The following is a 25,389-nucleotide window of genomic DNA, read 5'->3' as shown; positions in this document are numbered from 1 at the left end:
GCAATGTTTCCCTGCGCAACTACCCGGACGGACTGATAAATCTGGCTGATGGCTGCTACATGCGTCCACATCCACGGTTCGCATTTTGCAATGCACTGCGCCCCGACAGGCGTGCTCAGCGATAGGTGAGATTGATGATGATTGCAGATGATCGATGGGAAAGACCTGGCTGGCCGGAAATACTCATTGGACTCGTAACATACGTGGTTCTTCTTCTTTCTTTCGGCGTGCTGATGGGATTTCTTCCGGGAAACGACCCTGTTCTCCTCGGAGTTGTCGGCTCGACCGCAGGGGGAGTTGTAGGCGTCGGCGCTTTCGCCACAGCATATGGCCTCCGCATACGGGATCTGCGCCCGTTCGGCTTCACACCTGTCTCGCCTCACTGGCTGATGATCGCGGCAGCAACGGGCATCGTCAGCTATGGCCTCAACCTGATCGTACAGTTCACATATCTTGCCCTGTTCGGAACCAGTGATCCTCAGGGCATCCTGCATGCGGCCGCACGTGGCGGCCCGCTTCCGTTTCTCTTGTCCTTCCTGGGCGGCGCCATCTTCACACCCTTCGGCGAGGAAATCCTCTTCAGAGGTGTCGTTGCGAATGCGCTCAACCGCTACGGCGCGTTTGCCGGCGTCGTTCTGAGTTCAATCATATTCGGACTCGCGCACGGTGTCAGCGTAATCCTACCCATCGCGATCATGGTCGGTCTTCTAGCCGCTGTCCTTTTCCGGGCAACCGGATCGATCTGGCCCTGTGTCATCCTGCACTGCGTCTATAACGGGATGAATAGCATCGCGTCGGCGTTTGGCTTCGCACCTATGCCGTAATTGCGCACCGCGATGGTTGCGAACCTTAACCGGGCTGTTCAGCGAGCACTTTTCAAACTCAGACAATGTTACCACAATGTTTGCCTGCTTTTTGGGGCTATGGGCGGTCATGGCGGGCTTGCAGGGCACCGCTGCTCTGCCTTGCTCTTGTCGCCGAAGAAGCGCCCAACGCTCATTTCTCAAGGAGATCAACAGAATGCTGCAACGTCCTTCCGTCGAACATCGTCGGTCTGCGATAACCATATTCTCCATAGCCCTGTTCGGCCTCGCTGTAACAGGGTGTGTGTCAGCCGAAGAACGCCAGTACAGGGACGCGAATACATGCCAGAGCTTTGGAGCGCCCTATGGGTCTCGCGCTTATACGAACTGCATGCTGGAACAACAGGCGCGGCGCGACAACGCGCGACGGGAGTCGCTCGAGCGGACCCGATTGACACAAGAGATTGCAAGAGATGCTCAGATTATGGCCGACCGCGCTCGCTGGGACCGCTGCAGACGCGATCCTGACCGGCGTGAGTGCCATCGATAAGGACCAAACGTCGGCAGCTGCACATCGCGTGCCAAGACTGAATAAACGCGCCCGCTGCCACTAGGCGTTTACGAATGCATAGCACAGCGTTCCGCTTTCAGCGACACAGCTTGTCATGAAAAAGGGCTACCAAAGCTCGTGCAGGAACAATAAAATTCATGCCTCCACGGCAGTAAAGGATTGAACGATGACTGCTTGTAAAGGCTCTGGTCTGCGTGTCGCTCTGAAATTTTCGTGCTCGTCGACATCGGTCAGTCTTGTCCGTCCGCGGATGTCGACCAAACGAGAGCCCGAATACCTCCGGCAGGCCAATAGCAAGACCCGGAGCATCCACGACGGTGATGACTAGACCGAACGCTTCACCTCCGACGTCAAGTTTCGCCCGCGCCTCAGATTCTCCGTCCGGAAATTCACAAAAACAGATATAAGCAGGAAGTGATCATGCTCAAGTTTGCTGCAACGGTTGCTATCGCGACCGCCCTTCTATCCGGTGCCGCTATTGCTCAACCGGTCAAGCCCACTATCGTCCTCGTTCATGGTGCGTTTGCTGACTCGTCAAGCTGGAACGGCGTCGTCATCAACCTTCAGAAGGACGGCTATAAGACGGTCGCTGTCGCCAATCCGTTGCGCAGCGTCTCGAATGATGCAGGCCTCGTCTCCGACGTCATCGGCAGCATCGAGGGCCCGGTGGTGCTCGTCGGTCATTCTTACGGAGGTCAGATTATCTCTAACGCTGCGCGTGGGCACGACAACATCAAGTCACTCGTCTATGTGGCTGCCTTCGCACCAGATTCTGGCGAATCTGCATCCGATCTGGCGGGCAAGTTCCCCGGCGGCACGCTTGGGGATGCGCTTGCAACCCCTGTCAAGCTCATTGACGGCGGTGTCGATCTCTACATCGACCAGACGAAGTTCCGCGACCAATTCGCGCACGACGTTCCCGCCGAGATAACTGCGTTGATGGCGGTCGGCCAGCGGCCGATCACTGAAGCGGCTTTGACGGAAAAGTCTGGCGAACCGGCCTGGAGAACACTGCCTTCCTACTTCGTCTATGGTGATGGCGACAAGAATATCCCGGCTGAGGCACTCGGCTTCATGGCGAAGCGTGCAGGTTCCAGGCGGACAGTCGTGGTCGATGGAGCATCGCATGTCGTGATGGTCTCGCACCCGCAGGCTGTGACGGATCTGATCGAAGAGGCTGCGAAATAAATCCTGCTTTCGGCCAATAGGCAACCACCCGTTGCGCGTGTTTCCACCCGCAACGCGATACGTAACCAGATCCAAATCTGATCGAATACTGAATCGGGGAGTGTCACATTGAAAGCTGTTACAGTTTCAAAGACAGGTGCAGAAACTCACCTGGTCCTTGCCGACCATACAGAACCTGATGGCGTGCCGGACGAGGCAATCGTCGCGGTTCGCGCGTTCTCGCTGAACAACGGTGAAGTTCGCGGTGCACTCTATGAAGGTACCGATGGCGATCGACCCGGATGGGATTTGTCCGGCGTGGTACAGACGGCCCCGGAAGGATCCGGTTTCCAACCGGGTGATCGCGTGGTGGGCCTGGTATGGAGCGGTGGCTGGGCGGAACGTGTCGCCGTGCCGACGAGCCGGCTTGCCAAAATTCCCGACGACGTAAGCTTTGAAGCGGCCTCGACCCTGCCTGTCGCAGGTCTGACCGCGGCCGTAGCGCTGCAGAAGAAGGCGATCGGTCTAGGAAGCCGTGTTCTCGTCACGGCGGCCACGGGTGGTGTCGGCATTTATGCGATCCAGCTCGCAGCGGCTGCAGGCGCCCACGTGACGGCCTTCGCGCGGGATGGCTCGAATGCGGAATTCCTGCGCAGCCTTGGCGCGAAAGATATCGCGGTCGGCGTCGAGGCTGGCGAGAAGGGTGGGCCCTACGACCTGATTCTTGAGGGCGTCGGAGGCTCGCTTCTGGGCGAGGCGCTGATGTGGCTGGCATCGCGCGGTGTCTGCGTTCTTTTCGGTGATGCTTCGGAGGATACGCTCACGACCTTTGACGCCCGTCGCTTCCGCCTTCAATCCGGCGGAGCATATGGCGCTACGGTGCTCTATGGCTTCTTCCTCCTCGAGGAGCTGACCCGGCCGGAGGGTGCGGCCGACGGGTCGGCCATTCTTGCCGATCTTGCGCGGCGGCTGTCTGATGGAAGTCTGCGTCCGGTTATCGGAAAAACCGCACCATGGGCTAACATCGATGCAACAGCCCGCGAACTCCTGAAAAGAGAGTTCGCGGGTAAGGCCGTCCTTACAGTGGGCGGATGAGGAAAAGCCTCAGGATTTACTTGCTCTCCGGTATGCGCGCGATGACCTTGATCTCGAAATCGAACCCGGCCAGCCAGTTTACTCCAACGGCAGTCCAGTTGGGATAAGGCGGCTTGGTGAAAAACCTTTGCCTGACCGCCATGATCGTTGCGAACTGGCTCTCCGGATCCGTGTGGAACGTCGTGACGTCCACGAGATCATCGAACGTGCAGCCTGCGGCATCGAGTGTAGCCTTGAGGTTGTCGAATGCCAGTTGAACCTGGCGTTCGAATTCAGGTTCAGGTGTTCCATCACCGCGGCTACCAACTTGCCCTGAAACGAAAAGAAGATCACCTGATTGGATCGCTGCCGAATAGCGATGTTCTTCGTAAAGAGCATGTCTGTTGACGGGAACGATGGCCTGGGGTTTTGTCATTTCTCGTCCTCTCTTAATAGTTGTCGATGGGTATGTTAACCAATCTGGTCCGACATTCGATTACTTCAACTGTTCGGGCAGCGGAATGAACTCGGCCTCGTCGCCGGGCGGCAGACGAAAGCGACCATGCTCCCAGTCACCCTTGCGCCAGGCTTCTTTCGCGGCATCGATCTTCTCCTGCGACGAGGCGACGAAGTTCCACGAAATATAGCGCGGTCCATTCATTGTCTCGCCGCCGAGCACCATAAGGCGCGCGCCTGCCTCGCCTGCTGTCAGGCTGATCCGATCGCCGGGACGGAACACCATCATCTGGCCAGCAGCAAACGGAGTTCCGGCGATCAGGATGCTGCCCTCGACGACATAGACGCCCCGATCTTCGTGATCATCGGGCAGTGGCAGTTTTGCGTCGGCGGATAGAATGACATCGGCATAGAAAGTCTCAGTGAAGGTCTTGACCGGCGCCCGCGCGCCCCAGGCCGAGCCGATGATCAGCCGGATCTGCTTGCCTTCATCCTCGATGACCGGCAGCGCCTCGCGGCCGTGATGCTCGAAACTGGCCGCAGTGTCTTCCGCGTGATCCGGCAGCGCAACCCAGGTCTGGATTCCGAAAGCGGTGCGGGGACGGCTGCGCATCTCCTCGCTGGTGCGTTCGGAATGGGTGACGCCATTACCGGCGATCATCCAGTTCACCTCACCGGGGTAGACCATCTGGTCGGCGCCGGTGCTGTCGCGATGGTGAAAAGCGCCCTCATAAAGATAGGTCACGGTCGCCAGCCCGATATGCGGATGCGGACGAACGTCGATGCCACCGCCAGTCAGGAATTCCGCCGGTCCCACCTGATCGAAGAAGATGAAGGGGCCAACCATCTGCCGTTGCGGGGCGGGTAATGCACGGCGCACTTCGAACCCGCCGAGATCGCGGGTGCGCGGGATGATGAGCGTCTCGATTGCGTCGAGGCTGCCAGTTTCGGGGCATTCGGGGTTCTGGGTGGGATTCCAGCTCATGTCAAATTCCTTCGCTCAAACTGGTCATAGAGGCCGTCGCAGGTGGCGGACGATTGGCGGTTGGTCGCCGCATCTTTTGGCAGGCGTCAACCCAAGCTGGTAGGGCTGGTGATCGATCTGAACGGCCACCGAGTGGTTGGGGCGAAGAAGCGAGCCAAGTCCAATATAAAAGGTCATGAAAACATCTTTTGTTGCCGATGAGACTAGTGTGATTGGCAGGCTAAACCGCCTCCGACAGTGCTTGAAAAGACACTGACATTTATATTTATGGTGCGGTAGCGCCCGTTCATGCGAAGCTGTGTCACACCAAGGGGAACGGGCAAGTCCGCACCGACACGGTGCCCAACCAAGCGGACGATGCGTTCGCCGTCGGCGGCCGTCACCCTCTCTCCGGGTCGGCCAGCCCGTAGGAGAGATCCACCCAGATGCGGCCATCGGGATTCACCATCACCTCGACCACAGCCGGATTTTCCAGAAACCTGGCGATTGCCGCTCCAAACGCGATGCGCAGCATGCGCACGCCGCGTTGGATCGCTCCCTGCCTGAGGTGGGTGGATGCCATCTCGTCCCCGTTTCTCGTTGGGACGCGACAGATGGTCCCGGGATCAGGGATTATTAAAAGAGCCCGGAATCAGGCCGGTTCAACAAGTTTCAGTCGTAGTAGTAGCGTGGCGTGCAAATATAGGAGAATTTTGGCGAGGGCCTCGTCTTGACGGATTAGTCACTGCGATTGTTCGCCGACTGCGTGTAAAAATGCCGGCGGCGATTCGGTGGCCCTTACAAAGGCAGCAATCGGGTGGAAACCAGTAAGGCTTCTTTTGGGAAGGAGAGCACCGAAAGCTTCCATTTCTGGTATCGATCCTATCGAGCGTCTTCGTGGCAATTGCGGCTATTTTGCCTTCCCCGCACCATAACGCAGGCCATCCAGCAGCAGCATGAGCATTCGTTCGGTGTGCGCCGGCCCATCCTCCCCCGAAGCCACGGCGAGGTTTCCGATCGCGCGCAGCAGGTCGTAGGGCGCAACGTCAGCTCGGACTTCTCCCGCACCGGCAGCGGCATTCAGCAGCATCGACAGAGCCGGTTCAAATCGGCTTCGGAAATAGTCCGGCAAGGTGGCGAATGCCGGATCGCCAGAATGGAGCGCCGCGGCCAACCCCTGCTTGGTGGCCAAGAAACGCGTGTAGCGCTTCAGCCAAGCTGCCAGCGCATCGGCTGGCCCGCGCTCAGCGGCAAGCGTCGCTGCCGCATCGGCGCAGGCATCAACCTCGCGGCGGAATACCGCCGCCACCAAGTCGGCACGCGTCGGAAAACGGCGGTAGAGCGTACCCAGTCCAACACCCGCTTGGGTCGCGATCTCCCTTATGGGCGCATCCACCCCCGAACGGGCGAACACGATCTTGGCGGCTTCCAAAAGTGCTTCCTCGTTCCTGCGCGCATCGGCACGCATTCGCGGTGCGGACGCTTCGGCATCGCCAGGAGCCGGTGACGCGGCCTCGACTGCATTCCGGAATTTGGTCGACAACATTTTCCGCGATCCTTCTTGCTAAACGGATCATTGATCCGTATTTACAGTATAACGGATCATTGATCCGTTTGCCAGTTCGGAGGTTCACAGTCCTATGTCCAGCTCGTTCGCTGAAGCCCGCGCGCATGCCGCCGGCTTACCCGCTATTGTCTCCATCTCTCCCATTACCTTGCCGTCCCCGGGACGAAGCGTTGACCTGCACGTTCGGGTTTCCTTACCGATCGCAGGCGATGCGCTGCCCGTCATCATCTTCTCGCATGGCAGCGGCCAGTCGCTTCACGCCTATGGCCCCCTCGCTGATTATTGGGCGGCGCATGGTTTCGTCGTGATCCAGCCGACACATCTGGATTCGCGGATGCTCGACCTTGCCCCGGACGATCCTCGCCGCCCCCAATTCTGGCGCTTCCGTGAGGAAGACCTCGCCGCCGTTCTCGACGGGCTCGATCGCATCGAGAACGAAGCATTGATGATCCGGGGGCGGCTCGATCACTCGCGCATCGCGGTTGCCGGCCATTCATGGGGCGCGCAGACTGCCAGTACCTTGCTCGGCGCCACCCATCCCGATCCTGACAATGGATCGGTGGTCAACAGGAAGGACAACCGCGTGAAGGCGGGCGTGCTGCTGGCGACGCCAGGTCGAGGCAATGACCTGACCGAATATGCAGCCCGTACCTACCCATTCATGTATCCAGATTTCTCGACCATGACGGCGCCGACCCTGATCGTCGTGGGAGACCATGACGTGGGCAGGCTTTCGACACGTGGCGCTGAATGGTGGCGTGATGCCTACGATCTGAGCCCCTCACCCAAGGCATTGTTTACGGCCTTTGGCGGCGAGCATGCTCTTGGCGGCATTCCCGGTTACGAGGCGCGCGAGACGACAGACGAACGGCCGCAGCGGGTCGCCGCGATCCAGCGCCTTTCGACCGCCTTCCTCCGCAGCGCGCTCTATCCCGGCGATCCCGCATTTTCGGATACGGTCGCGACGTTGGCAGCTGATGCTGCGCCGGAAGGCAGCGTCGAGACGAAGTAAACCAGGTACGCCTGTTCCTCCTCCCACCAAAGCGCGTCCAACCCTATCCACGGTTCGCGCTGCACATCCCCACAAACAGGAGTTTTCACATGAACACGATCCTTATCACCGGCAGTTCATCGGGTTTCGGGCTTGAGACCGCCCGCTATTTCCTCGATCACAACTGGACTGTCATTGCCACGATGCGCAAGCCTCATGAGGACGTGCTGCCCGCATCCGAACGTCTGCGCGTCGTTGCACTCGATGTGACCGACGCTGCCAGCATCACCCGTGCCCTGGACGAAGCAGGGCCGATCGACGCCCTGGTCAACAATGCCGGTGCCGGTCTGATGGGTGCGCTGGAAGGCGTGTCGATCGATGCAACGCGCCAGCTTTTCGAGCTGAACACTTTTGGCACCATGGCGATGACGCAAGCCGTGCTGCCCGGCTTCCGCGCGCAAGGGACGGGCGTGATCGTCAACGTGTCGTCCGCCGTGACGCTCAAGCCGTTACCGATGTTGTCTGCCTATACGGCCGCCAAGGCGGCCGTTGAGGCATTCAGCGAAAACCTCGCCTTGGAGGTGGAGCCGTTCGGGATACGCGTGCGGCTCGTCATTCCCGGTCGGGCGCCGGAAACTTCCTTTAGCGCGACCGCCCGCGATCGCTCGCAGAACGGCATACCCGAAGCCTATGCCGGCTGGGCGAAACAGGTGTTCTCCGCAACACCGCCGCAGCCGGCCGAAATCACCACTGCGAGCGACGTGGCAAAAGCGGTCTGGCACGCAGTGACCGATGCCTCTTCGCCGTTTCGCATCCCGGCCGGCGCGGATGCCGTAAAGCTTGCCGCACAGGTCGCATAACGGCTTACTTCTGCCCCTTCACCGGCCGTCCCGCTCGGAAGTTTCGAATGAGACGATGCGCTCCGTCATCCCAATTTCACTCGCTGCCGAGAGACACTGAGCGATGACGAGTGGCCGGGTTCCGCGATCCATGACGCGGGCGCCGATCGACGGAAACCGTTTTAAGGCCGAGATTAAATGCCGCGAGATGCGCCGAACTGCGGTGGGAGTCTACAGCCTTTACTGGTTTCTCAGCCTCATCGCGCTTTGGGTTACCTGTGGTGTCGCGCCCGTCGCGACGCGGCCACGAAGATCGAGACCGCAGTGTTTTCAATAGGAACCTCCCGCTCGAAAGACCTTGTCAAACGACACGCTTCAGCATGTGTACGAAACGCCTCGTTTCGATATTTTTTGCGCCATTAGCGTGAAAATGTTGGATGTGGGGACCGTATTCGTGGTGCTTGATCTGCTCCTCGGGAGACGCCCATTCTTCAACAAACACGAAGAAACCAGGTTGCTCCTGATCTTCGAACAGATCGTAGCGGATATTGCCGTCCTCATTGCGCGAAGGTTCGACAAGAGCCAATAGATTTCTGCGGAGTTCATCCTCTTTTCACGCCGCCGCCTTGAGCCCGACGACCATGCATAATTCACTCATTATTCTCTCCTCGCAGATGTGCGGCGACAGCTCTCGCGGCCGCCGCAATCATCAGATGTCAGGTGTCTGTTCAGCCTTTTGCCGCGTGTTCAGCGGCTTTCTCCGGATTGAAGCCGTCGGAGTGGTCGAAGACGCCCATAAAGCCAGGAACTGTTGCGTCGCGCGCCCAGTCACGCTGGAGTTCGCAATACATCTGGACGCGGCTGATCACTTTAGCGCCAGCCTGTTCAACGCGCCGCAGTGCGGCCTCGTGCGCGGCAAGCGAAGTACCGCCGACTGCGTCTACCGGAACATAGACCTCATAACCTTCCTGAAGCGCATCCAATGCGGGAAAGGTCAGGCACGCCTCTGTCCAGAGTGCCGTCATAATGAGTTTTCTGCGGCCGATCGCCTTGACGGCCTGTTTGAATTCCGTGTCTTCCCAGCTGTTGATCGAAGTCCGGTCATAAGTCGGAAGGTGACCTAGCACATCCTGGAGTTCCTGGATCGGCGGCTTGTTGCGTCCGGTCTTGACGTTGACGGTCGAATGGATGATCGGCAGGTTGTAGTTTACTGCAGCTTTCGCCGTGCTGACGATGTTAAACACAAGTTCGTCGCGAGGCATCGAGCGAATCGAAGAAACTTGGACCGGTTGATAGTCGATGATGATAAAGGCCGAATTCTCCGGAGTGAGGAGATGGTCTGTCTGGGCGTTACGGATTGATTCACTAGCCATGGAAATGGTTTCCTTAATTGCGATTGCGCGCTGAATGCGGGCCGGAGCCCTTTATCAAGTGGAAGGACGAGCGCACGTCTTCCCACAGGGAAGAGGGGCCACACGCGTGGTCCGGGTCGCCCCTCTGTCATCCTGTAAATCTTGGCACAAAGGCCGTGTTTGAAGCCTGGCCATCCTGGCGGGTTCGGTTGCGCCATCGATTATGTGGAGGCCGCTTCCCAAAGTAGATCGTAACTCGGCTCACCCATTGATCGTCACCCCCACCCTTGGCAAAATTGATGCGAAACAATGCCTAGCAGCGCGACGATGGCGTCGGAAGGTTGCGTGATGCAACGCAGCGTCCTATAATAAGGACGATGAAAGACCTCAACGATCTGTACTATTTCGCGGTAGTCGTGGACCATGGCGGCTTTTCGTCGGCAGGGCGCGCACTGGGAATTCAAAAATCCAGGCTGAGCCGCCGCGTCCTTCTTCTTGAGGAACGTATGGGCGTCCGCCTCCTCAACCGTTCTTCCCGTCACTTCTCCGTGACCGAGGTTGGCCGCGCCTTCTACGAACGGTGCGCTGCAATGCTTGTGGAAGCGGAAGCGGCCGAACAGATTGCAGCCGAAGTGAATGCAGAACCCCGTGGCGTGGTGCGTATGAGTTGTCCCTCCGGACTGTTGTTGTTCCAGTTCAGCGAACTGATTGCGCGTTTCATGATGCAAAACCCCCGAGTCCAGGTGCATTTGGAGGGAACGAACCGCCGGGTCGATGTGATTGCCGAAGGTCTCGATCTCGCCATCCGCGTCCGTTTTCCACCGTTGGAGCCAACCGATCTTGTTATGAAGCGACTTGACGAAAGCTTCCAGTGTCTCGTCGCAGCACCAGGCTTGGTCAGCGAAGCTGTGCAATCACCCGCCGATCTGCAGAACCTTCCGAGCCTTGCTTTGGGGCGCCCCAAGAGAGAGCACGCCTGGCAGTTACGTCATCCGGATGGTCAGGTGGCAACTCTTCCTCATTCGCCTCGATTGGTCACGGATGACATGGCGGCTCTTCGTGAAGCGGCTATCACCGGTGCGGGTGTCGTACAGCTACCGACCATCTTCATTTGCGAAGATATCAGGGCCGGTAAATTGGTAGACATTCTGCCCGATTGGAGGCCCGAGGCGGGAATAGTTCACGCTGTCTTCCCGTCGCGGCGCGGGCTGCTCCCTGCAGTCAGGGCGCTTGTCGATTTTCTTGCACATGAATGTGCCGTCCAGCGCGCGCAAGCCAACGCGATCATTCCTCCTGTCAAGGTTTCGATGTAAAATTAGGCTCGTGAGCCCATAAACCGTAACCGTGAGGATCAAATATTCCGATTTTAGCTGGGTGATACGCAGCAGAACGATCTCGACGCTCATCGTCAGCACCGTCTCGGCGAGAGCTGCCAGGGATCAGCCTCAAAGCTTAACGGCCTACTTTGGATGACAACGTTTTTGTCTATTTCAGATTGACGTAACCGGGTTACTGTAAAGTCACGCTGGAAATCGCTTTGAACTTGTGCGAGAATGTCTATCATGGATGGACACAGCACACCGAAGCTAAAGTACATGCTCCAGTCGGTGCCGCCGGGCTTTCTAATAGACTCGGTTTGGACGGCGCGCAATGACATCTCGCGGCAATCGGTCTCGGCCTACGTAAAACAGGGCTGGCTCGAGCGGATAACGAAAGGCGTCTATCGCCGCCCCTTCTCGCCAGGAGATAAATTGGAAGTCACGACAGGATGGAAGATTCCACTGTTGTCCGCCCAATGGATCATGGGACATGATTTCCACGTGGGAGGCTTGAGCGCCCTCAGTTTGCGCGGCCATTCACACTATCTGCAGCTTGGTGGCGGCGCCCGCATATATCTCTATGGGCCGGATATCCCGGACTGGCTCGTGAAGCTGCAAACCGATGCCCGCTTCGTTCGGAGAGGCGATGCGCTATTCGGTGAAGAAATCACCGGCGTCGAAGACAGTGAATTCAGCCTGTCCGAGGACGCAGACGCGGAGCTCGCGTTGAGCCCATGGCGCTGGCCGATCAGGATGTCGTCAGCCGAGCGGGCACTCTTAGAGGCCCTCGATGAACTGCCGAAAAACGAGAGCTTCCACATCATCGACATGACGTTTGAAGGGATGGTCAACCTACGCCCAAAATTACTGACGACACTATTGACCCAATGCCGGAGCGTGAAGGTCAAACGCCTGTTCTTCGTCTATGCCGACAAACATGCGCATGCGTGGCGTAAGTATATCGACATGTCGCGTATCGACATGGGACGCGGCGACCGGGCTCTTGCTCCCGGCGGCCGGCTTCACCCTATCTATCGCATTACAGTCCCGGCAGACCTGGTACCACGGGAGGCTGCGCATGGCGCGTGAGCGATATATGCGGCAGGTCGAACTGCTCGTCCGGACGTTGCCCTACATCGCGCGGCAGGACGTGTTCGCACTCAAGGGCGGAACCGCAATTAATCTCTTCTACCGTAACATGCCGCGTCTGTCGGTCGATATTGACCTCACCTATCTGCCGATCGAGGATCGGGAAGCGACGTTGAACGGCATTGACACAACGCTCGATCGCATTCGCGAAGATCTACTGAAAAACCTTCGCGGCGTTGCCGTCCAGCGGATCGCCGGTGGGGGCAATAATGACACACGGATACTGGTCCGGCAGGGCACCACCGAGATCAAGATCGAGACATCGCCGGTCTCGCGTGGAACGGTACACCCTCCTGATCTAAGGTCCGTGACTGACCTTGTCGCCGACACGTTCGGCTTCGCCGAAATGCAGGTCGTCTCCTTTGAGGATCTGTTTGGTGGCAAGCTTCATGCAGCTGTTGATCGTCAACACCCGCGGGATCTCTTCGATGTGAAGCTGCTCTACGAGAATGAAGGGCTGACGGATGCACTATTTCGCACCTTCCTCATTTATGTCGCCAGCTCGGGCCGGCCGCCGCACGAGCTTATCAAGCCCTCGTTCTCCGAACTCGACGAAGCGTTCGTCAAGGAGTTTGAAGGTATGACCACCGCGCCTGTCAACCTCGGTGAACTGAAGGATGCACGGGTGCGTCTGACCGACGACTTACTCACACGGTTGGATGATAGCGCAATGCGTTTCTTGCTTTCACTGCACGATACCGAGCCGGATTTTGAAGCCATCGGCATGCCGCAGGCGGCAAACCTGCCGGCCGTCAGATGGAAACTGCTCAACCTTACGAAACTGAAAGAGCAGAACCCGGAGAAACACGCCCAGCAGCGCCAGGAGATTGAAAACATATTGTCTTAGCGTCCGGACGACGGTTATAGCACGCTCTGGCACACTGAATCTGAAAACGTTTATCAGCTCTTTAAGGTGCCGTGCAAATCGCCATGTCCCGAGCACGCAAAAACACCTTCTCCATCTGCCAATGCTCATTGGAATAACGGGGATCCGCGGCCCACTCGTCCCATCCGTGATAACGACGTAATTCACCTAGCAATCCTGACGCGAGGATCGATTCCCTATCGACCGGATCGGGCCGGTCGCAGTAGGGTCCGACGTAGATTGCATCTTCAACACAATAGAGCTCACACATAAAACAGGTCTGGCATTCGTTCTGTCGAGCAATAAACGGAGAACTGTCACTACCAATTTCAAGTACGTTGGTCGGACATATTTCGACACAGGCATTGCAGCCTGAACAACGCTCTTCAATGACGAGTTCAATCATGATGCAAGCTCCGGTTTCGGTGCAGGATCAGTGCGGGTCCAGACTTTTTGGAGCCCACCTACAAGTATCCGCCTGTTGAATCGAGCGGACGTCTGGGGCCTGTCATCCCGCTGATGCATGCCGCGGCTTTCGTTCCGAGCAAGAGCGGAGGCTACACACCAGCGGGCGGTCGCCAGCATTGCCGCCGTTTCACGCGTCCTCAGCACGGTTTGGAAGTTACCTGCGGCATGTGAGTGAAACTCCGTCCAGATGTCTTCAAGAACCGTCCCTGACTGCTCTAGTCGGTCGCCACTGCGGAAAATGTTCTTGTCATACGGTAACACTTCTCTTTGAACGGCGGCCAGCGCCGCAGCCAGGTCGACGTGCCTTGTTGCAGAACCGGGTCGCAGTCCCGCCTGCCCGATGGGTCTGCCACCGCCTGCTGCTTCGTGTTTCCTTGCGTAACGTGCTGCTCCTTGCCCCGCCCACTGGCCGGATGAGACGGCCCAAGCTGAGTTGATGTTTCCGCCGCCGGAAATCGCGCCGGCGACCAACTCGCGCGTCGCGGCATCGCCAGCAGCGAATAGTCCGGGCACAGAAGTGCGGCAATCCCGGCCAGCAACCCTCAGGCCGCCGATACCACGAATAGTCCCTTCTCCGTGAAGGGTGACCTCGAAGCGATCCTTATAGGGATCAATACCCCAGCGCCTGAAGGGCAGCATGAAATTTGGCGATATCACCGGCACTTTCGCTCGTATGTCTTCGGGCGTCCGATGCAGGTCGCAGAAAACCCGCCCCTTGAGTAGGGCGCGCGCCAGAGGCCGCATTGTATCGGGGCCTGGGGGCATCGGGATGACTACACCATCCTCATCGTAATAGGTGGCAAAGGCATAGGACATCGACCGCGTCATCGTCGAATGATTGGGGGCGACAGTATAATAGCTTGTAAACTCCATACCGGAGAGCTCTGCCCCCGCCTCCGCAGCCATGAGATAGCCGTCACCAGTGTTGGTATGCGAGCCAAGCAACCGGGATAGGAACGACGTGCCACCGGTCGCCAGTACCACAGCTCCTGCATTGACTTGCCAATCGCCACCCTTCTGGCGACGGATACCACGCGCGCCGGACACCGAACCATCGGAATGCTGGAGCAGTTCCAATGCCGGGCTGTGGTCGAGGACCGTGACATCAAGACTGTCGACCAGATTGCGCAGGGCGCGCATGTATTCCGGCCCCCGCAGCGCACGGTACTGCATCATTCCGTTCTCATCTTTCGAGAAATTATAGAATTTCGCCAGTGTGGGCAGACTTTCCCAAGTCAATGCCAGCACACGGTTCATCCATTCCGGGTCGTTCAATCCGAAGCCCGTCTTGAGACGGTTGCGGATTGTGTTCTCACGCAATTCGGCAGGATCTGGCGGTACCCACCAATGACCGGGACCAGCCGTCGCGGTAACGCCGCTGGTGCCGCAGTAGCCTTTGTCGACGAGTATAACAGAGGCCCCGGTCCGACGAGCGGCGGACGCCGCCCAAGTTCCCGCAAGTCCGCCGCCGATGACAAGAACATCGGTGGTCAATTCCAGTGTATCTTGCCGATGATTGCTCACGGTATAAATGGCCCCAGCCTTGGTTCGGAGAGCCTAATCATTGTCGTATTTTCCGTGACGCACACCCAACCAGTCCAGAAGATCGCCGCGTATACGTGCGAAGGCCGGATCGGCAACGTCGCGCGGACGACGCATGGCTATGTGTTCCTCATGAGCAATGACGCCATCTTTCATCACCAGGACGCGATCAGCGAGGAGAACGGCTTCTTCCACATCATGCGTGACCAGAAGGATTGCGCAGCCATGCCGCTGCCACAGTTCCCCGACCAGATCCTGTGCCTTGATGCGCGTAAGGGCGTCGAGAGCAGCGAATGGCTCGTCAAGCAGAAGGAGATCGGGCTCGCGCACCAAGGCGCGGGCAAGCGACGTGCGCTGCGCCTCACCTCCCGATAGGACCTTAGGCCATTGGTCGGCCCGATGGCTGATACCAACTTCCTCAAGAGCCGCGAGCGCCCGCTGCCGGTCAGGCCGCCCAGGTAAGCCAAGAACCACGTTTCGCCAGACCTTCTTCCATGGCATCAGGCGAGGAGCCTGGAAGGCAACCGCACGCCGGACGGGCACTTCAACCTCGCCGATCATTTCGCGATCAAGGTCGGCGAGTATCCGTAGCAACGTGCTCTTGCCGCAACCACTCGCGCCGAGGAGCGCGACGAACTCACCGGGTGCGATGTCGAGATCAAGGTTCTTTAATACCTCACGCTCGCCAAAGCGGCGCGTGAGCCCGCGCACTCTGACTGCCAAATCGGTCGCTTTTGCCCGACCCAAAACGTCCACTGGCGTCTCGGTTTCGACAATTTTCAAGTTCCGTTGAACGCTGGCCGCCATGCAAGGAACACCTTCTCTAGAGTTCGGACCATGAAATCGACAGCGAGGCCAAGCAGCGCATAGACCGCAAGGCAGACGACGATGACATCCGTTTGGAAAAACTCACGGGCGTTCGCCATCAGATAACCGATACCCGCTGTCGCATTAATCTGCTCCCCGAAGACGAGCGCAAGCCAGGCAATGCCAAGTGCATAGCGCAGACCGATCAGTGCATTCGGGAGCGCTCCGGGCAAGATCACGTGGCGGATCATCGCCAGCCGCGAAAGTCCAAGCGTGCGACCCGCTTCGATCAGTGTTGAATCGACATTGCGAATGCCCGCATAAACATTCAGGTAAAGAGGAAATGCAGTACCGAGCGCAATCAGCGCGACCTTCGGGGTCTCTCCGATGCCGAACCAGATAATAAGGAGCGGGATAAGGGCAACGTTCGGGACGGTCCGCAACATTTGCATAGGCGCGTCGATCAAGTCCTCACCGAGCCGGAATAGCCCAGCCACGACCGCGAGTGTCACACCGATCGTACCTCCGATCGCGAGTCCGCTGAGTGCACGTCTGAGTGATATCCACATTGCCTCTTGAAGTTCACCCGTTGCAAACAGCTTTGCAGCGCTTGAAATGACAGTTGCCGGCCCCGCCAGTATTTCGCCCGGCAACACTCCGGAGACCGAGGCGACATGCCAGATCAGCACGAGAAGCACCGGGCCGGAAAAACGCCTCACCCAGCGCGGAATACTCCCACGCCTTGCAGATGCCGGTGTGATTGTTTGCAACGGTAGTCCAGTCACGCCTCTTGGGTTAACACTGTCCATCCGCCCAATATTCAGGATAGGATCTCTCTGAAGCGAACTCATCGTCCAGTCCGTCAATTGGCCGGAAGATCGCGATAGACATAGTCGCTCAGATTGAGCGAACCGGTGAGAACACCTGCCTCTTTCCAGGTATCGAATACGTTCTGCAGCGAAGCGGCAAAGGCATCGTCGAGCGTGCCACGCTTATAGGCGGCTTCATCGGGATAGATACTCTCGATGGTTTGTCGATCCTGCTTTGTGAAAGCACTGTAGAAGTCGATAAATGCATCCTTGTTTTCCGTCGACCATTTGTAGCCGCGCTCGACGCGATCCGAAAAGTCCGCAATCGCCGCAACCTTACCAGGATCAGCCAGCGCTTTGTCGGTTGCACTTAGAACATTGTTTCCCGTGTTGACGCCGGGGCCGTCGATTAACACCGTCGCTTTCAGCGTACCGATGCTGCGAGCCTTGTAGACGCCCCAGGTTCCCCAGGCATCGATGCTTCCGGCCTGAAATGCGGCGCTCGCATCGGTCGGCGTCAGGAACGCGAGTTTCACGTCATTCACGGTAAGCCCGGCCTTTTTCAGGACGCCCAGCGTCAGATAATGGGCGACACTGCCGCGTGTTGTTGGCGAGATCGTCTTACCCTTCAGGTCCTCTATCGATTTGATCGGGCTTCCGGCAGGGATGATAATCGAGCTTCCGAGGCCACCGTTGGTGAAGTAAGCCGCTACCTTGATTTTCGATCCTCCGGCAATTGCGCTGACGGTCGGGGAATCCGCAGCTCCCCCAATATCAACGGCATTTGCCTTCAGGGCCTCATGAAGATTGACGGCTGCAGGAAAGACCGACCACTCAATCTGATAGGGCACGTCTTTCAGCAAGCCCGCGGCCTCCAGCTTTGCCCGCGTAGCCCCTGTCTGGTCGCCAATACGAAGTGTGACCTTGCTCAGATCCTGAGCTGCGAATGTTGAGGGCGCTGTTCCGAGCGTCAGCCCGGAGACGAGGCCTGCGATGGCAAGATTGATATAACGGCGTGAGACTGTTGTCATAGCGGTTCAACTTTCGTTAGGGTCAAATATCCAGAGGGAAAATTCACTCGGCTGCGGCCGCAATCTCTGCGGCATACCTGTTGACCGGGATGGGGATTCCAAGGTTGCCGCGGAATGTTTCGGCCTCGTATTCGGTGCGGTAAATCCCACGTTCCTGAAGAATTGGAACAACCGTCTCTACAAAGACTTCCAGTTCCTTAGGCAGCGAAACATTGATGACAAATCCGTCCGATCCACGCCCCTCAAGCCAGCGCTGCAACGCGTCAGCCACCTGGGTTGGCGTGCCGACGAATTCTGTTCGCGGCGTTGCAAAGCGCAATGCCGCCTGCCGAAGGGTAAGGTTTTCTCTCCGCGCCGTATCGAGAATCCTGTTGGACGCACTTTGGTTGCTGTTGGCTCCGTGCGCTCCAATATCGGGGAATGCGCCATCAAGATCGTGCTGTAGAAAATCATAATCATTGAAAGGACGGCCCAGCATGGAAAGGGCATTCTCGATAGAAGTGAGATTGACGAACTCCCGGTATTTGCGCTCCGCTTCCTCTTCAGTGGATCCGATGACAGGGCGAATCCCGGGCAGGATGAACAAGTCGTTTGGATCACGGCCAAAGCCGGCGGCCCTATTCTTGGTGTCCCGGTAGTAGGCTTTGCCTTCCTCAAGATTCTCGTGATGGACGAATATCGCGTCGGCCCGGGCGGCAGCAAAATTCTTGCCGTCTTCAGAAGCTCCGGCCTGAAAAATTACTGGCTGACCCTGCGCCGATCGGGCGATGTTGAGAGGCCCTCTAACCTGGAAGAATTCGCCGTGATGATCAAGCGTATGAAGCTTCGCCCGGTTAAAGAACACGCCTGAGGCTTTGTCGTGAACAAGCGCGTCGTCTTCCCAGGAATCCCAGAGACCCTGCACGACATCAAGATACTCTCCCGCAAGGCGATAACGTGTGTCATGGGCAAGATGGGAAGACTTGCTGAAATTGGCGGCACTGCCTTCAAGCCAGGAGGTCACGACGTTCCAGCCAGCCCGTCCGCCGCTGATGTGATCGAGGGAAGCAAACTGCCGCGCCACGTTGAACGGCTCGCTGTAGCTGACGGTCAGCGTGGCGACGAGCCCAATGTTTGACGTCGCCCCGGCAAGTGCGGAAAGGATAGTGAGCGGCTCGAAGCGATTGAGATAATGCGGGCTGGATTTTTCCGTGATGAAGACGCTGTCGGCCACAAAGAGGAAATCAAACTTGGCGCTTTCGGCAAGTTGTGCCTGTCTTTTATAATACGCAAAGCTCGTGCTTGCGTTGGGTTGGGAATCCGGGTGACGCCAATCGCCCCATCCCATGCCAACTCCGTGGAGCATGAATCCAAGCTTCAGTTTCCGGCTATCCGCCATTGCAAACTCCCCGATCGTTTTCGACCCGGCGCAAGCTTCGCATCGTTGGTCAGAACACGAGAAGCTTAAGACGATTCAAATAGTCGAGTTAGATATGGAATTGCAATTTCAACATGCATACGGGAGATAATTGCTACCGATCGCTCCAACGGTAACATTGATCACCAACGTCCAACGAGTTTCCAGGGTGTGCGCCAATGCGCTCCACTGACGCCCAGGGAATACCTTGCTAACAAACCATAGGCGGCTGGAGGATATATTCGCCCCACCCAGGCAAAGCAAAAATTCCTGTCTGTGGCTCCTGTTCTAAAGACCGTATTTTTGTTGCATGACCAAGCAACCGGAGCGACAACAAATGTCAGAACCAGAGAGCCTTAATCATACACTCGCGCAATTCCAGTCTAACCGCGCAAAAACCATGGAGCCGCAGGCCTTGCGAATTAACATTGATCAACGCCAGCTGCTTGTCGATACGGCTGATCGGTCCGGTTTCGTCAAAGCCGGAGACAAGGTTGACGCCTTTGCACTGAAGGAAGTGGGAGGCGCGGAGCTTTCGCTTCGTCGACTCCTTGAGACAGGTCCATTGGTTCTGGTGTTCTTCCGCTTCGAGGGATGTCCCGCCTGCAATATCGCCCTGCCCTACTACAATGCCCATCTCGCTCCCGCGGTTAGAGAGTTGGGTGCAACTCTGGTGGCTGTCAGTCCGCAGGTGCCTGAGCGTCTCGTTGGCATCAAGGAACGCCACAATCTTGATTTTCTGGTCGCAACGGATTTCGGCAACGACCTCGCGCGTAAATTGGGTATCCTCTACGGCTATGACGAACCATCCCGGCAGGCGGCTCTCGCGAAGGGAACATCGATCGGCGATATCACTGGTACGGGCACATGGGAATTGCCGATGCCCGCAACCATCGTCATCGACCAGACAGGCACCGTCCGTTTTGCCGATGTCAGTCCAGACTGGCTTGTCCGGACCGAACCTGAAAACGTTATTCAAGCCGTCCGCCTGATCCGCGAACGTGCAGCCGCGTAAACCACGCAGTAGCGAGAGAATTACATTGTCAAAAGACCATCATCACGATCATGACCACCATGACCATAGCCACGATCACGAACACTCGCATGAGGAGATCGACTGGCGTGACAATGGCGTAAAGGTCATTCCCGGAAATCAGTTGGATCCCAATACGGCCCAGACACCCGGCATGAACCGCGCGACTGCAATTAACAATGCGCGAGCCGGCGCTGAGAAAATCTGGGCTGGCACGGTGACGATCCACGCCAATGCAAAGACCGGGGCGCATCACCACGGGGACCTCGAAAGTATTATCTACGTGGTGAAAGGCAAGGCCCGCATGCGTTGGGGCAACCATCTCGAGTTCACCGCGGAAGCGGGGCCTGGCGATTTCATCTACGTGCCGCCCTACGTGCCGCACCAGGAAATCAATGCGAGCGAAGACGAGACGCTCGAATGCGTGCTCGTGCGTTCGGGTCAGGACCCCGTCGTCGTCAATCTTGATATTGAACCGGTGGAAAAGCCGGAAGGCGTCCTTTGGAAAGACCCCATTCATCGATAGGCACGGCGTTGTGTGGACCGGCCGTCCGATCTCGCGCGGACGGCATTCAGACAATCTCAAGCACGTTGGTTGCCTCAAGATTTGATCCGGCAGCGTCAATGACAGTGACCTTCACGGCCCAAAAGCCGTTCATGGCAACCGTCAAAGGAGGCACCGTGAAAGACCCGCCGCCGTGACGCGTGATTGTATGGCGAAAGGGTCCGAGGCCGAATGAAGGTTTTGCCAGCTCAAAGGTGATCTCGACTGTATCGACTGCGGGTAGTCCATCTTTCTCCAAATCAATGATCGTAATGGCGACATCGCCAACATGCGGCGGATCGACAAGGATTGTCGCCCTGAGCCTCGGTGGCGGAAGAGGGCCCGGATCGCCCCCCTCCGCAATCAAACGAAACAGGCGTGCGGCAGCACGAGGATCCCCGTCTTTTGCCGCAGTCACACAGGTGGCCGCAAGATCGTTTGATACCAATGGTATCCGCACCGAACGGTCCTTCAGACCGGAGAAACCCAGCCTCTTATCAAATCCGCAACTGATCAGCAGGCCGATCGCGCCGCCGGCAATGATCGGCATTTTGGAGTTTATGATCGGCGTCAGTGGCATCCGGCTACCAGGTGGCCGCAAGGCCAAGATGCTGGAGTGCCACACGGCGCAATTCGCCAAGTCTTGGATCGCCCCGATGACGCGGATAGGGCAGATCCACCGGAATATCGGCGACGATCTGTGCCGGTCGGGGCCCGAAGACGAGAACGCGCTGGGTCAGAAATAATGCTTCCTCGACATCGTGGGTGACGAGAATGGCGGTCATTCCAGCCTTCTGCCAGAGAGCCACCAGCTCCGCCTGCATGGTGAGCCGCGTCAGCGAGTCGAGCTTGCCCAGCGGTTCGTCGAGGAGAAGCAGACGCGGATCATTCACCAGCGCGCGCGCAAGTGCGACGCGCTGTGCCATGCCTCCCGAAAGCTGGTGGGGATAGGCCTTTTCGAAACCGTCAAGACCGACGAGCCGCAATGCCGCATCCACACGGTCACCACCGGTCCTGATGATGCCCTGCGCTTCAAGCCCGAGAGCTACATTGTCCCAGACGGTTCGCCAGGGGAAAAGCGTCGGATCCTGGAAGACCAGGATCCGCGAGGGATCCGGATCGCCGATCTCCTCGCCATCAACCCGCAACGAACCGCTGGTCGGATGATCAAGACCTGCGAGAAGCCGCAGCAAAGTGGACTTGCCGCAACCGGAGGGACCGAGCAGCGCCACGAATTGTCCCGGTTCAACCGCAAAGCTCACCCTATCGAGAACGGGCAGCGGTGCACCCTCGAGTTCGAACTGATGCGATACGGCGCCGATATTCACCTGAACACCGGTCAAGTTCGGCGGTGTTCGAAAATCGGACGGGGCAAGCGCTACCATCTGACAAGCCCTTTCTGCCATGAAAGTACCCGGTCACGGATACGGAAGAGGATGGTGATAAGGCTCGAGCACATCAAAGCCATGACGATCAGCGCGGCATACATGTTGGCATAAGCGGCCCAGCCTTGCGCCCATTGCAGATACCAGCCGAGGCCTGCCTTGACACCCAGCATCTCGGCAACGACCAGCACTGCAAAAGATGTCCCAAGCCCCATGAACAGGCCGACGAAGACATGCGGCAGGGCGGCAGGAATGGCGACCTTGAAGATAAGGAACCAGCGACTGGCCCCAAGCGTGCGCGCAATATCGTAATAATCACGATTTACGCTGGCGATGCCTGACCAGGTGAGGATCGTCACCGGAAATGCGGTCGCCAGCGCGATGAGAAAGACGCTCGCCGATCCGCTCGAGGGGAAGATAAAGAAGGAAAGCGGCAGCCAGGCCGTTGCCGGGAGCGGCCCGATCAGCCGCAGGATGGGGTGAACCCAATAGCCCGCCGCCCTCGACCAGCCGATGGTGACACCGGTTGTGAAGCCGACGACCGCACCGAAGAAATACCCCTTGGCCAGCAGCAGAACCGAATGAAGAACACTCTCGCCAAGGCGTGCCCAATCATCGATATAGACCTCCAGAATACCTTGCGGTGACGAGAAAAATGGGACCGGAAGCACGGCAAGCTTGGCTGTCAGCATTTCCCATATTCCAAGCCCTACCGCCGCAACGGCAAACCAGGGACCATAATAGCGAACCCAGATCGCGGTCTTGCCGAGGATAAATCCTGTGGTCAGAACCAGCACGAGCAGCGCTGCGATAAGAACCGACAAGATCGCAAGCTCCCTCCCGTAAGGCGCGGGAATGATCTCGGGCCAGAATTCTATAACCGCCGCGGAACCGAGCCAGAGTGCGGCCGCAACTGCACCCGTCCGCCAAAATCGGGCAGATCTCCTGCCCGACTGGGCAGAAGTTGCCCGAGCGGCCGAGAATGCCGTATCATTCGACTCTATGGCGGTCATGCCTTACCCCTTTCGTCAAGCTGACAGGACATTCGCGTAGACCTTGGCGGCAAACGCATCCGGATCGGTCGACTGTTTGAAAACCTGCACATCGCGCAGCTCACCTGCGTAAAGGGCGATCTCCTTCTTAAGATCGGTACCCGTCGGATTGTGGTTGTGCGTCTGGGCGAGCAGTACCGCGATCAGGTCATCGGTCGATTTGTCCTTTGGCGCATTCGGCAGGAATGCCTTGGCTGCGTCTTCCGGCTTCGCAACAGTCCAGTCCTGCGCTTCCAGCAATGCACGCGTCAGAGCCGTGGCCGTCGGCAAATCATCACGGATCAGGCTGCCGCGCAGACCGACGATGCAGCAAACCCGCTTCTCGAAACCATGGTCGAGATTCGAGGCGATCTGCACATAATTGTTGTCCCGGAGCCAGAAGAATGCTTTCGGATCACCGTCGGCGATGGCATGGATCTCTCCCTTCTCGGCAGCGACCTGCAACAGCTCACCCGGATACTGCCGCCATTCGACGTCGCTGATGGGGTTGATCCCTTCCTTGTTAAGAAGGATCGAGAAGAAATTCTTGCCAGGGCTGGCCAGATCCGAAACGCCGATGGATTTGCCCTTGAGGTCTGCAAGTGTTTTCAACCCGGTGCTTGCCGGTGTGATGAGCCGCGAGCAGCCGCCATGGGTACCAGCGGTGATTTTCACGTCGAAGCCCTGTTCCAGTGCTTTCAGCCAGCGCAACGCCATGCCCACCCCGCCATCGGCCTTGCCCGTTGCAATGGCCTCGAGAAGCGCTTCGGTCGAAGCACCGAAATTCACCAGTTCGACGTCAAGGCCGTACTTGGCGAAGATCCCCTGCTCTTTGGCGACAAAGACAGGAGCGAGACAGATCGCCGAAGCGTTCGTGGCAAACTTGATCTTCTTCAGTTCCTTTGCGGGTGCTGCTGCGGTCTGCGCTCCCGCAAGCCCGGTCAGAGCCATGGAACCGAACGGCGCTGCCAAGCCCAATGCACCGGCACCGCGCAGCAATGTGCGGCGGTCAAGCGTGAAATTCCCCATTTCCCATCTCCTTGAAATTGTGCTGATTGAATCCAACGGCGACGGCCTGCATCTACTCTGCCGCCTGCGCATGTTTGGTCGCCGTATCCCGCTGCGCCACGAGCTCACGCACGCGCGGCAGGAGGTCACGTCCGTAATGGAAGGCATCCTCGATCGGATCGAAACCGCGGATAAGGAAAGTGGTGATGCCAAGGTCGTAATAGTCGAGGAATGCCTCCGCCACCTGATCCGGAGTCCCGACCAATGACGTTGTATTGCCCTGCGCGCCGGTCAGCCCGGCAATCCCGGTCCATAGGCGCTTGTCGAGGACAGTGCCCTGCGCCGCCGCAGCCAAGAGGCGCTTTGAGCCCTCATTGGCCGGACTCCGACCTCCGATCTGGTTGAAGCGCTGGTTGTTCGGATCGCGGACCTTGCCGGCATCGATCAGGGCCCTGGCTTTTTCCAGAATGGCGTTGGCCTTGGCCCAGGCCGCTTCTTCCGTCCCCGCCAGGATCGGGCGCAGCGAGAGGCTGAACCGCGGCGATCGACCATAAGGCGCTGCTGCCTCGCGAACACGCTGGACCAGTTCCTTCACCTGCGCATGGGTTTCACCCCACAGAGCATAGATATCCGCATGTTTACCGGCCACTTGAAGAGCCGCATCGGATGCTCCGCCGAAATAGACCGGAATACCATCCGGCTGCACCGGTTTGATGCTGCCGAAAGCCTTGTCGACCTTGTAGTACTGGCCGTCATAATCGAATGGTTCCTTGCTCGTCCATTCCTGACGAACGATGTCGAGATATTCCGTCGTGCGTGCGTAGCGCTCGTCCTTCGTCAGATGATCGCCATCCTGCGCCAGTTCGACGTCATTGCCTCCGGTGATGATATGAACGCCGACACGCCCCCCGCTGATGTGGTCAAGAGTTGCAAGCTGTCGTGCCGCGACGGTCGGCGCCGTGAAGCCGGGACGGTGGGCGATCATGACGTTGAGCGTCCTGGTCACGCTGGTCACGTGCTGGCTGACGAGAATGCTTTCGGGAGACGTCGAATTGAAGGCCAGAAGCACGCGGTCGAAACCGCCGTTTTCCTGCACTTTCGCGAGTGCCTCGATATGGTTCAGGTCAAGTGCCTGGCCTGTAGAGCGGATCGTTTCCGACCCGTTGGCATTTCCGACATACCCAATGAATTCAACTGGCATGGTGGCCTCCTTTAACG

At 58.1% G+C, this 25,389-nt stretch carries 25 protein-coding genes and 2 pseudogenes; 10 read left to right on the top strand and 17 right to left on the bottom strand.

Annotation, left to right across the window (positions count from 1 at the left end; translation table 11 throughout):
- Positions 1–134: 134 nt before the first annotated feature.
- From AC1Q5O_RS23760 to AC1Q5O_RS23750, 3 genes are all read left to right on the top strand, one after another.
- Complete coding sequence (locus AC1Q5O_RS23760) at positions 135–824, top strand: CPBP family intramembrane glutamic endopeptidase (RefSeq protein ID WP_492566430.1); 690 nt, start codon at positions 135–137, stop codon at positions 822–824.
- A 970-nt stretch (positions 825–1,794) separates the two neighbouring features.
- Positions 1,795–2,562, top strand: coding sequence for an alpha/beta fold hydrolase (locus AC1Q5O_RS23755; RefSeq protein ID WP_492566428.1), 768 nt, complete (start codon positions 1,795–1,797; stop codon positions 2,560–2,562).
- A gap of 108 nt (positions 2,563–2,670) precedes the next feature.
- The gene (locus AC1Q5O_RS23750) at positions 2,671–3,636 is read left to right on the top strand and encodes a zinc-binding dehydrogenase (protein WP_492566426.1); all 966 of its coding nucleotides are present in this window, start codon (positions 2,671–2,673) and stop codon (positions 3,634–3,636) included.
- Positions 3,637–3,652: 16 nt separating this feature from the next.
- Here AC1Q5O_RS23750 and AC1Q5O_RS23745 read toward each other — a convergent pair whose 3' ends face one another.
- From AC1Q5O_RS23745 to AC1Q5O_RS23730, 4 genes and pseudogenes are all read right to left on the bottom strand, one after another.
- On the bottom strand, positions 3,653–4,051 hold the full coding sequence (locus AC1Q5O_RS23745; RefSeq protein ID WP_492566424.1) for a RidA family protein: 399 nt from the start codon (positions 4,049–4,051) through the stop codon (positions 3,653–3,655).
- Positions 4,052–4,111: 60 nt separating this feature from the next.
- Positions 4,112–5,056, bottom strand: coding sequence for a pirin family protein (locus AC1Q5O_RS23740; RefSeq protein ID WP_492566422.1), 945 nt, complete (start codon positions 5,054–5,056; stop codon positions 4,112–4,114).
- Positions 5,057–5,376: 320 nt separating this feature from the next.
- Positions 5,377–5,618, bottom strand: a pseudogene (locus tag AC1Q5O_RS23735) (P-type conjugative transfer ATPase TrbB); the annotation flags it as partial.
- A gap of 327 nt (positions 5,619–5,945) precedes the next feature.
- Positions 5,946–6,581, bottom strand: a complete 636-nt coding sequence (locus AC1Q5O_RS23730) for a TetR/AcrR family transcriptional regulator (protein WP_492566420.1) — start codon at positions 6,579–6,581, stop codon at positions 5,946–5,948.
- Positions 6,582–6,675: 94 nt separating this feature from the next.
- Between AC1Q5O_RS23730 and AC1Q5O_RS23725 the strand changes: the two genes are divergently transcribed.
- Complete coding sequence (locus AC1Q5O_RS23725; protein WP_492566418.1) at positions 6,676–7,614, top strand: alpha/beta hydrolase family protein; 939 nt, start codon at positions 6,676–6,678, stop codon at positions 7,612–7,614.
- 89 nt (positions 7,615–7,703) lie between these two features.
- Complete coding sequence (locus AC1Q5O_RS23720; RefSeq protein WP_492566416.1) at positions 7,704–8,453, top strand: SDR family oxidoreductase; 750 nt, start codon at positions 7,704–7,706, stop codon at positions 8,451–8,453.
- 340 nt (positions 8,454–8,793) lie between these two features.
- Here the strand turns inward: AC1Q5O_RS23720 and AC1Q5O_RS23715 are convergent.
- Both AC1Q5O_RS23715 and AC1Q5O_RS23710 read right to left on the bottom strand, forming a co-directional pair.
- Positions 8,794–9,033, bottom strand: a pseudogene (locus AC1Q5O_RS23715) (putative quinol monooxygenase); the annotation flags it as partial.
- Between the two features lie 127 nt (positions 9,034–9,160).
- Positions 9,161–9,805 carry a hydrolase gene (locus AC1Q5O_RS23710; RefSeq protein WP_492566413.1) on the bottom strand — a complete coding sequence of 215 codons (645 nt, stop codon included), beginning with the start codon at positions 9,803–9,805 and terminating at the stop codon, positions 9,161–9,163.
- A 356-nt stretch (positions 9,806–10,161) separates the two neighbouring features.
- Here AC1Q5O_RS23710 and AC1Q5O_RS23705 point away from each other — a divergent pair, with 356 nt between their 5' ends.
- From AC1Q5O_RS23705 to AC1Q5O_RS23695, 3 genes are all read left to right on the top strand, one after another.
- Positions 10,162–11,097: a LysR substrate-binding domain-containing protein gene (locus tag AC1Q5O_RS23705; RefSeq protein ID WP_492566411.1), complete on the top strand. Its 936-nt coding sequence runs from the start codon at positions 10,162–10,164 to the stop codon at positions 11,095–11,097.
- A gap of 249 nt (positions 11,098–11,346) precedes the next feature.
- Positions 11,347–12,192, top strand: coding sequence for a type IV toxin-antitoxin system AbiEi family antitoxin domain-containing protein (locus tag AC1Q5O_RS23700; RefSeq protein WP_492566409.1), 846 nt, complete (start codon positions 11,347–11,349; stop codon positions 12,190–12,192).
- Complete coding sequence (locus AC1Q5O_RS23695; RefSeq protein WP_492566407.1) at positions 12,182–13,099, top strand: nucleotidyl transferase AbiEii/AbiGii toxin family protein; 918 nt, start codon at positions 12,182–12,184, stop codon at positions 13,097–13,099. The genes AC1Q5O_RS23700 and AC1Q5O_RS23695 overlap by 11 nt, the downstream gene beginning before the upstream one ends.
- 61 nt (positions 13,100–13,160) lie before the next feature.
- Here the strand turns inward: AC1Q5O_RS23695 and AC1Q5O_RS23690 are convergent, their stop codons facing one another.
- The 6 genes from AC1Q5O_RS23690 to AC1Q5O_RS23665 all read right to left on the bottom strand — a co-directional run bounded on the left by AC1Q5O_RS23690 (position 13,161) and on the right by AC1Q5O_RS23665 (position 19,152).
- On the bottom strand, positions 13,161–13,523 hold the full coding sequence (locus AC1Q5O_RS23690) for a 4Fe-4S binding protein (RefSeq protein ID WP_492566405.1): 363 nt from the start codon (positions 13,521–13,523) through the stop codon (positions 13,161–13,163).
- Positions 13,520–15,079, bottom strand: a complete 1,560-nt coding sequence (locus tag AC1Q5O_RS23685; RefSeq protein WP_492566403.1) for an FAD-dependent oxidoreductase — start codon at positions 15,077–15,079, stop codon at positions 13,520–13,522. The genes AC1Q5O_RS23690 and AC1Q5O_RS23685 overlap by 4 nt, the downstream gene beginning before the upstream one ends.
- 63 nt (positions 15,080–15,142) lie before the next feature.
- Positions 15,143–15,934, bottom strand: coding sequence for an ABC transporter ATP-binding protein (locus tag AC1Q5O_RS23680; RefSeq protein WP_492566401.1), 792 nt, complete (start codon positions 15,932–15,934; stop codon positions 15,143–15,145).
- Positions 15,907–16,785: an ABC transporter permease subunit gene (locus AC1Q5O_RS23675; RefSeq protein WP_492566399.1), complete on the bottom strand. Its 879-nt coding sequence runs from the start codon at positions 16,783–16,785 to the stop codon at positions 15,907–15,909. Before AC1Q5O_RS23675 ends, AC1Q5O_RS23680 begins: the two co-directional genes overlap by 28 nt.
- Before the next feature lie 11 nt (positions 16,786–16,796).
- On the bottom strand, positions 16,797–17,774 hold the full coding sequence (locus tag AC1Q5O_RS23670) for an ABC transporter substrate-binding protein (RefSeq protein ID WP_492566398.1): 978 nt from the start codon (positions 17,772–17,774) through the stop codon (positions 16,797–16,799).
- Between the two features lie 43 nt (positions 17,775–17,817).
- The gene (locus AC1Q5O_RS23665) at positions 17,818–19,152 is read right to left on the bottom strand and encodes an LLM class flavin-dependent oxidoreductase (RefSeq protein WP_492566396.1); all 1,335 of its coding nucleotides are present in this window, start codon (positions 19,150–19,152) and stop codon (positions 17,818–17,820) included.
- Between the two features lie 433 nt (positions 19,153–19,585).
- On the opposite strand from AC1Q5O_RS23665, the gene AC1Q5O_RS23660 reads away from it, so the two are divergent.
- Both AC1Q5O_RS23660 and AC1Q5O_RS23655 read left to right on the top strand, forming a co-directional pair.
- Positions 19,586–20,185: a peroxiredoxin-like family protein gene (locus AC1Q5O_RS23660; protein ID WP_492566394.1), complete on the top strand. Its 600-nt coding sequence runs from the start codon at positions 19,586–19,588 to the stop codon at positions 20,183–20,185.
- Between the two features lie 25 nt (positions 20,186–20,210).
- A complete protein-coding gene (locus tag AC1Q5O_RS23655; RefSeq protein WP_492566392.1) occupies positions 20,211–20,729 on the top strand; it encodes a cupin domain-containing protein in 519 nt (172 codons plus the stop codon).
- 46 nt (positions 20,730–20,775) lie between these two features.
- Here AC1Q5O_RS23655 and AC1Q5O_RS23650 read toward each other — a convergent pair whose 3' ends face one another.
- Genes AC1Q5O_RS23650 through AC1Q5O_RS23630 form a run of 5 tightly spaced genes read right to left on the bottom strand, consistent with a single transcriptional unit; the run spans position 20,776 to position 25,372 of the window.
- The gene (locus tag AC1Q5O_RS23650) at positions 20,776–21,297 is read right to left on the bottom strand and encodes a hypothetical protein (RefSeq protein WP_492566391.1); all 522 of its coding nucleotides are present in this window, start codon (positions 21,295–21,297) and stop codon (positions 20,776–20,778) included.
- A 34-nt stretch (positions 21,298–21,331) separates the two neighbouring features.
- Complete coding sequence (locus AC1Q5O_RS23645) at positions 21,332–22,132, bottom strand: ABC transporter ATP-binding protein (protein ID WP_492566389.1); 801 nt, start codon at positions 22,130–22,132, stop codon at positions 21,332–21,334.
- A complete protein-coding gene (locus tag AC1Q5O_RS23640) occupies positions 22,126–23,145 on the bottom strand; it encodes an ABC transporter permease (RefSeq protein ID WP_492566387.1) in 1,020 nt (339 codons plus the stop codon). The genes AC1Q5O_RS23645 and AC1Q5O_RS23640 overlap by 7 nt, the downstream gene beginning before the upstream one ends.
- Positions 23,146–23,160: 15 nt before the next feature.
- Complete coding sequence (locus tag AC1Q5O_RS23635) at positions 23,161–24,192, bottom strand: ABC transporter substrate-binding protein (RefSeq protein WP_492566385.1); 1,032 nt, start codon at positions 24,190–24,192, stop codon at positions 23,161–23,163.
- Positions 24,193–24,244: 52 nt separating this feature from the next.
- A complete protein-coding gene (locus AC1Q5O_RS23630; protein ID WP_492566383.1) occupies positions 24,245–25,372 on the bottom strand; it encodes an LLM class flavin-dependent oxidoreductase in 1,128 nt (375 codons plus the stop codon).
- Positions 25,373–25,389: the final 17 nt, after the last annotated feature.

The sequence above is a fragment of the Phyllobacterium sp. MT110 genome, assembly GCF_058792715.1.
This window is presented reverse-complemented; position numbering and strand designations above follow the sequence as displayed.

Coding starts and splice junctions, on each gene's coding strand:
- AC1Q5O_RS23760 (WP_492566430.1), top strand. CDS start 135: ATGATGATTGCAGATGATCGATGGGAAAGACCTGGCTGGCCGGAAATA.
- AC1Q5O_RS23755 (WP_492566428.1), top strand. CDS start 1,795: ATGCTCAAGTTTGCTGCAACGGTTGCTATCGCGACCGCCCTTCTATCC.
- AC1Q5O_RS23745 (WP_492566424.1), bottom strand. CDS start 4,051: ATGACAAAACCCCAGGCCATCGTTCCCGTCAACAGACATGCTCTTTAC.
- AC1Q5O_RS23740 (WP_492566422.1), bottom strand. CDS start 5,056: ATGAGCTGGAATCCCACCCAGAACCCCGAATGCCCCGAAACTGGCAGC.
- AC1Q5O_RS23730 (WP_492566420.1), bottom strand. CDS start 6,581: ATGTTGTCGACCAAATTCCGGAATGCAGTCGAGGCCGCGTCACCGGCT.
- AC1Q5O_RS23725 (WP_492566418.1), top strand. CDS start 6,676: ATGTCCAGCTCGTTCGCTGAAGCCCGCGCGCATGCCGCCGGCTTACCC.
- AC1Q5O_RS23720 (WP_492566416.1), top strand. CDS start 7,704: ATGAACACGATCCTTATCACCGGCAGTTCATCGGGTTTCGGGCTTGAG.
- AC1Q5O_RS23710 (WP_492566413.1), bottom strand. CDS start 9,805: ATGGCTAGTGAATCAATCCGTAACGCCCAGACAGACCATCTCCTCACT.
- AC1Q5O_RS23705 (WP_492566411.1), top strand. CDS start 10,162: ATGAAAGACCTCAACGATCTGTACTATTTCGCGGTAGTCGTGGACCAT.
- AC1Q5O_RS23700 (WP_492566409.1), top strand. CDS start 11,347: ATGGATGGACACAGCACACCGAAGCTAAAGTACATGCTCCAGTCGGTG.
- AC1Q5O_RS23695 (WP_492566407.1), top strand. CDS start 12,182: ATGGCGCGTGAGCGATATATGCGGCAGGTCGAACTGCTCGTCCGGACG.
- AC1Q5O_RS23690 (WP_492566405.1), bottom strand. CDS start 13,523: ATGATTGAACTCGTCATTGAAGAGCGTTGTTCAGGCTGCAATGCCTGT.
- AC1Q5O_RS23680 (WP_492566401.1), bottom strand. CDS start 15,934: ATGGCGGCCAGCGTTCAACGGAACTTGAAAATTGTCGAAACCGAGACG.
- AC1Q5O_RS23675 (WP_492566399.1), bottom strand. CDS start 16,785: ATGAGTTCGCTTCAGAGAGATCCTATCCTGAATATTGGGCGGATGGAC.
- AC1Q5O_RS23670 (WP_492566398.1), bottom strand. CDS start 17,774: ATGACAACAGTCTCACGCCGTTATATCAATCTTGCCATCGCAGGCCTC.
- AC1Q5O_RS23665 (WP_492566396.1), bottom strand. CDS start 19,152: ATGGCGGATAGCCGGAAACTGAAGCTTGGATTCATGCTCCACGGAGTT.
- AC1Q5O_RS23650 (WP_492566391.1), bottom strand. CDS start 21,297: ATGCCGATCATTGCCGGCGGCGCGATCGGCCTGCTGATCAGTTGCGGA.
- AC1Q5O_RS23645 (WP_492566389.1), bottom strand. CDS start 22,132: ATGGTAGCGCTTGCCCCGTCCGATTTTCGAACACCGCCGAACTTGACC.
- AC1Q5O_RS23640 (WP_492566387.1), bottom strand. CDS start 23,145: ATGACCGCCATAGAGTCGAATGATACGGCATTCTCGGCCGCTCGGGCA.
- AC1Q5O_RS23635 (WP_492566385.1), bottom strand. CDS start 24,192: ATGGGGAATTTCACGCTTGACCGCCGCACATTGCTGCGCGGTGCCGGT.
- AC1Q5O_RS23630 (WP_492566383.1), bottom strand. CDS start 25,372: ATGCCAGTTGAATTCATTGGGTATGTCGGAAATGCCAACGGGTCGGAA.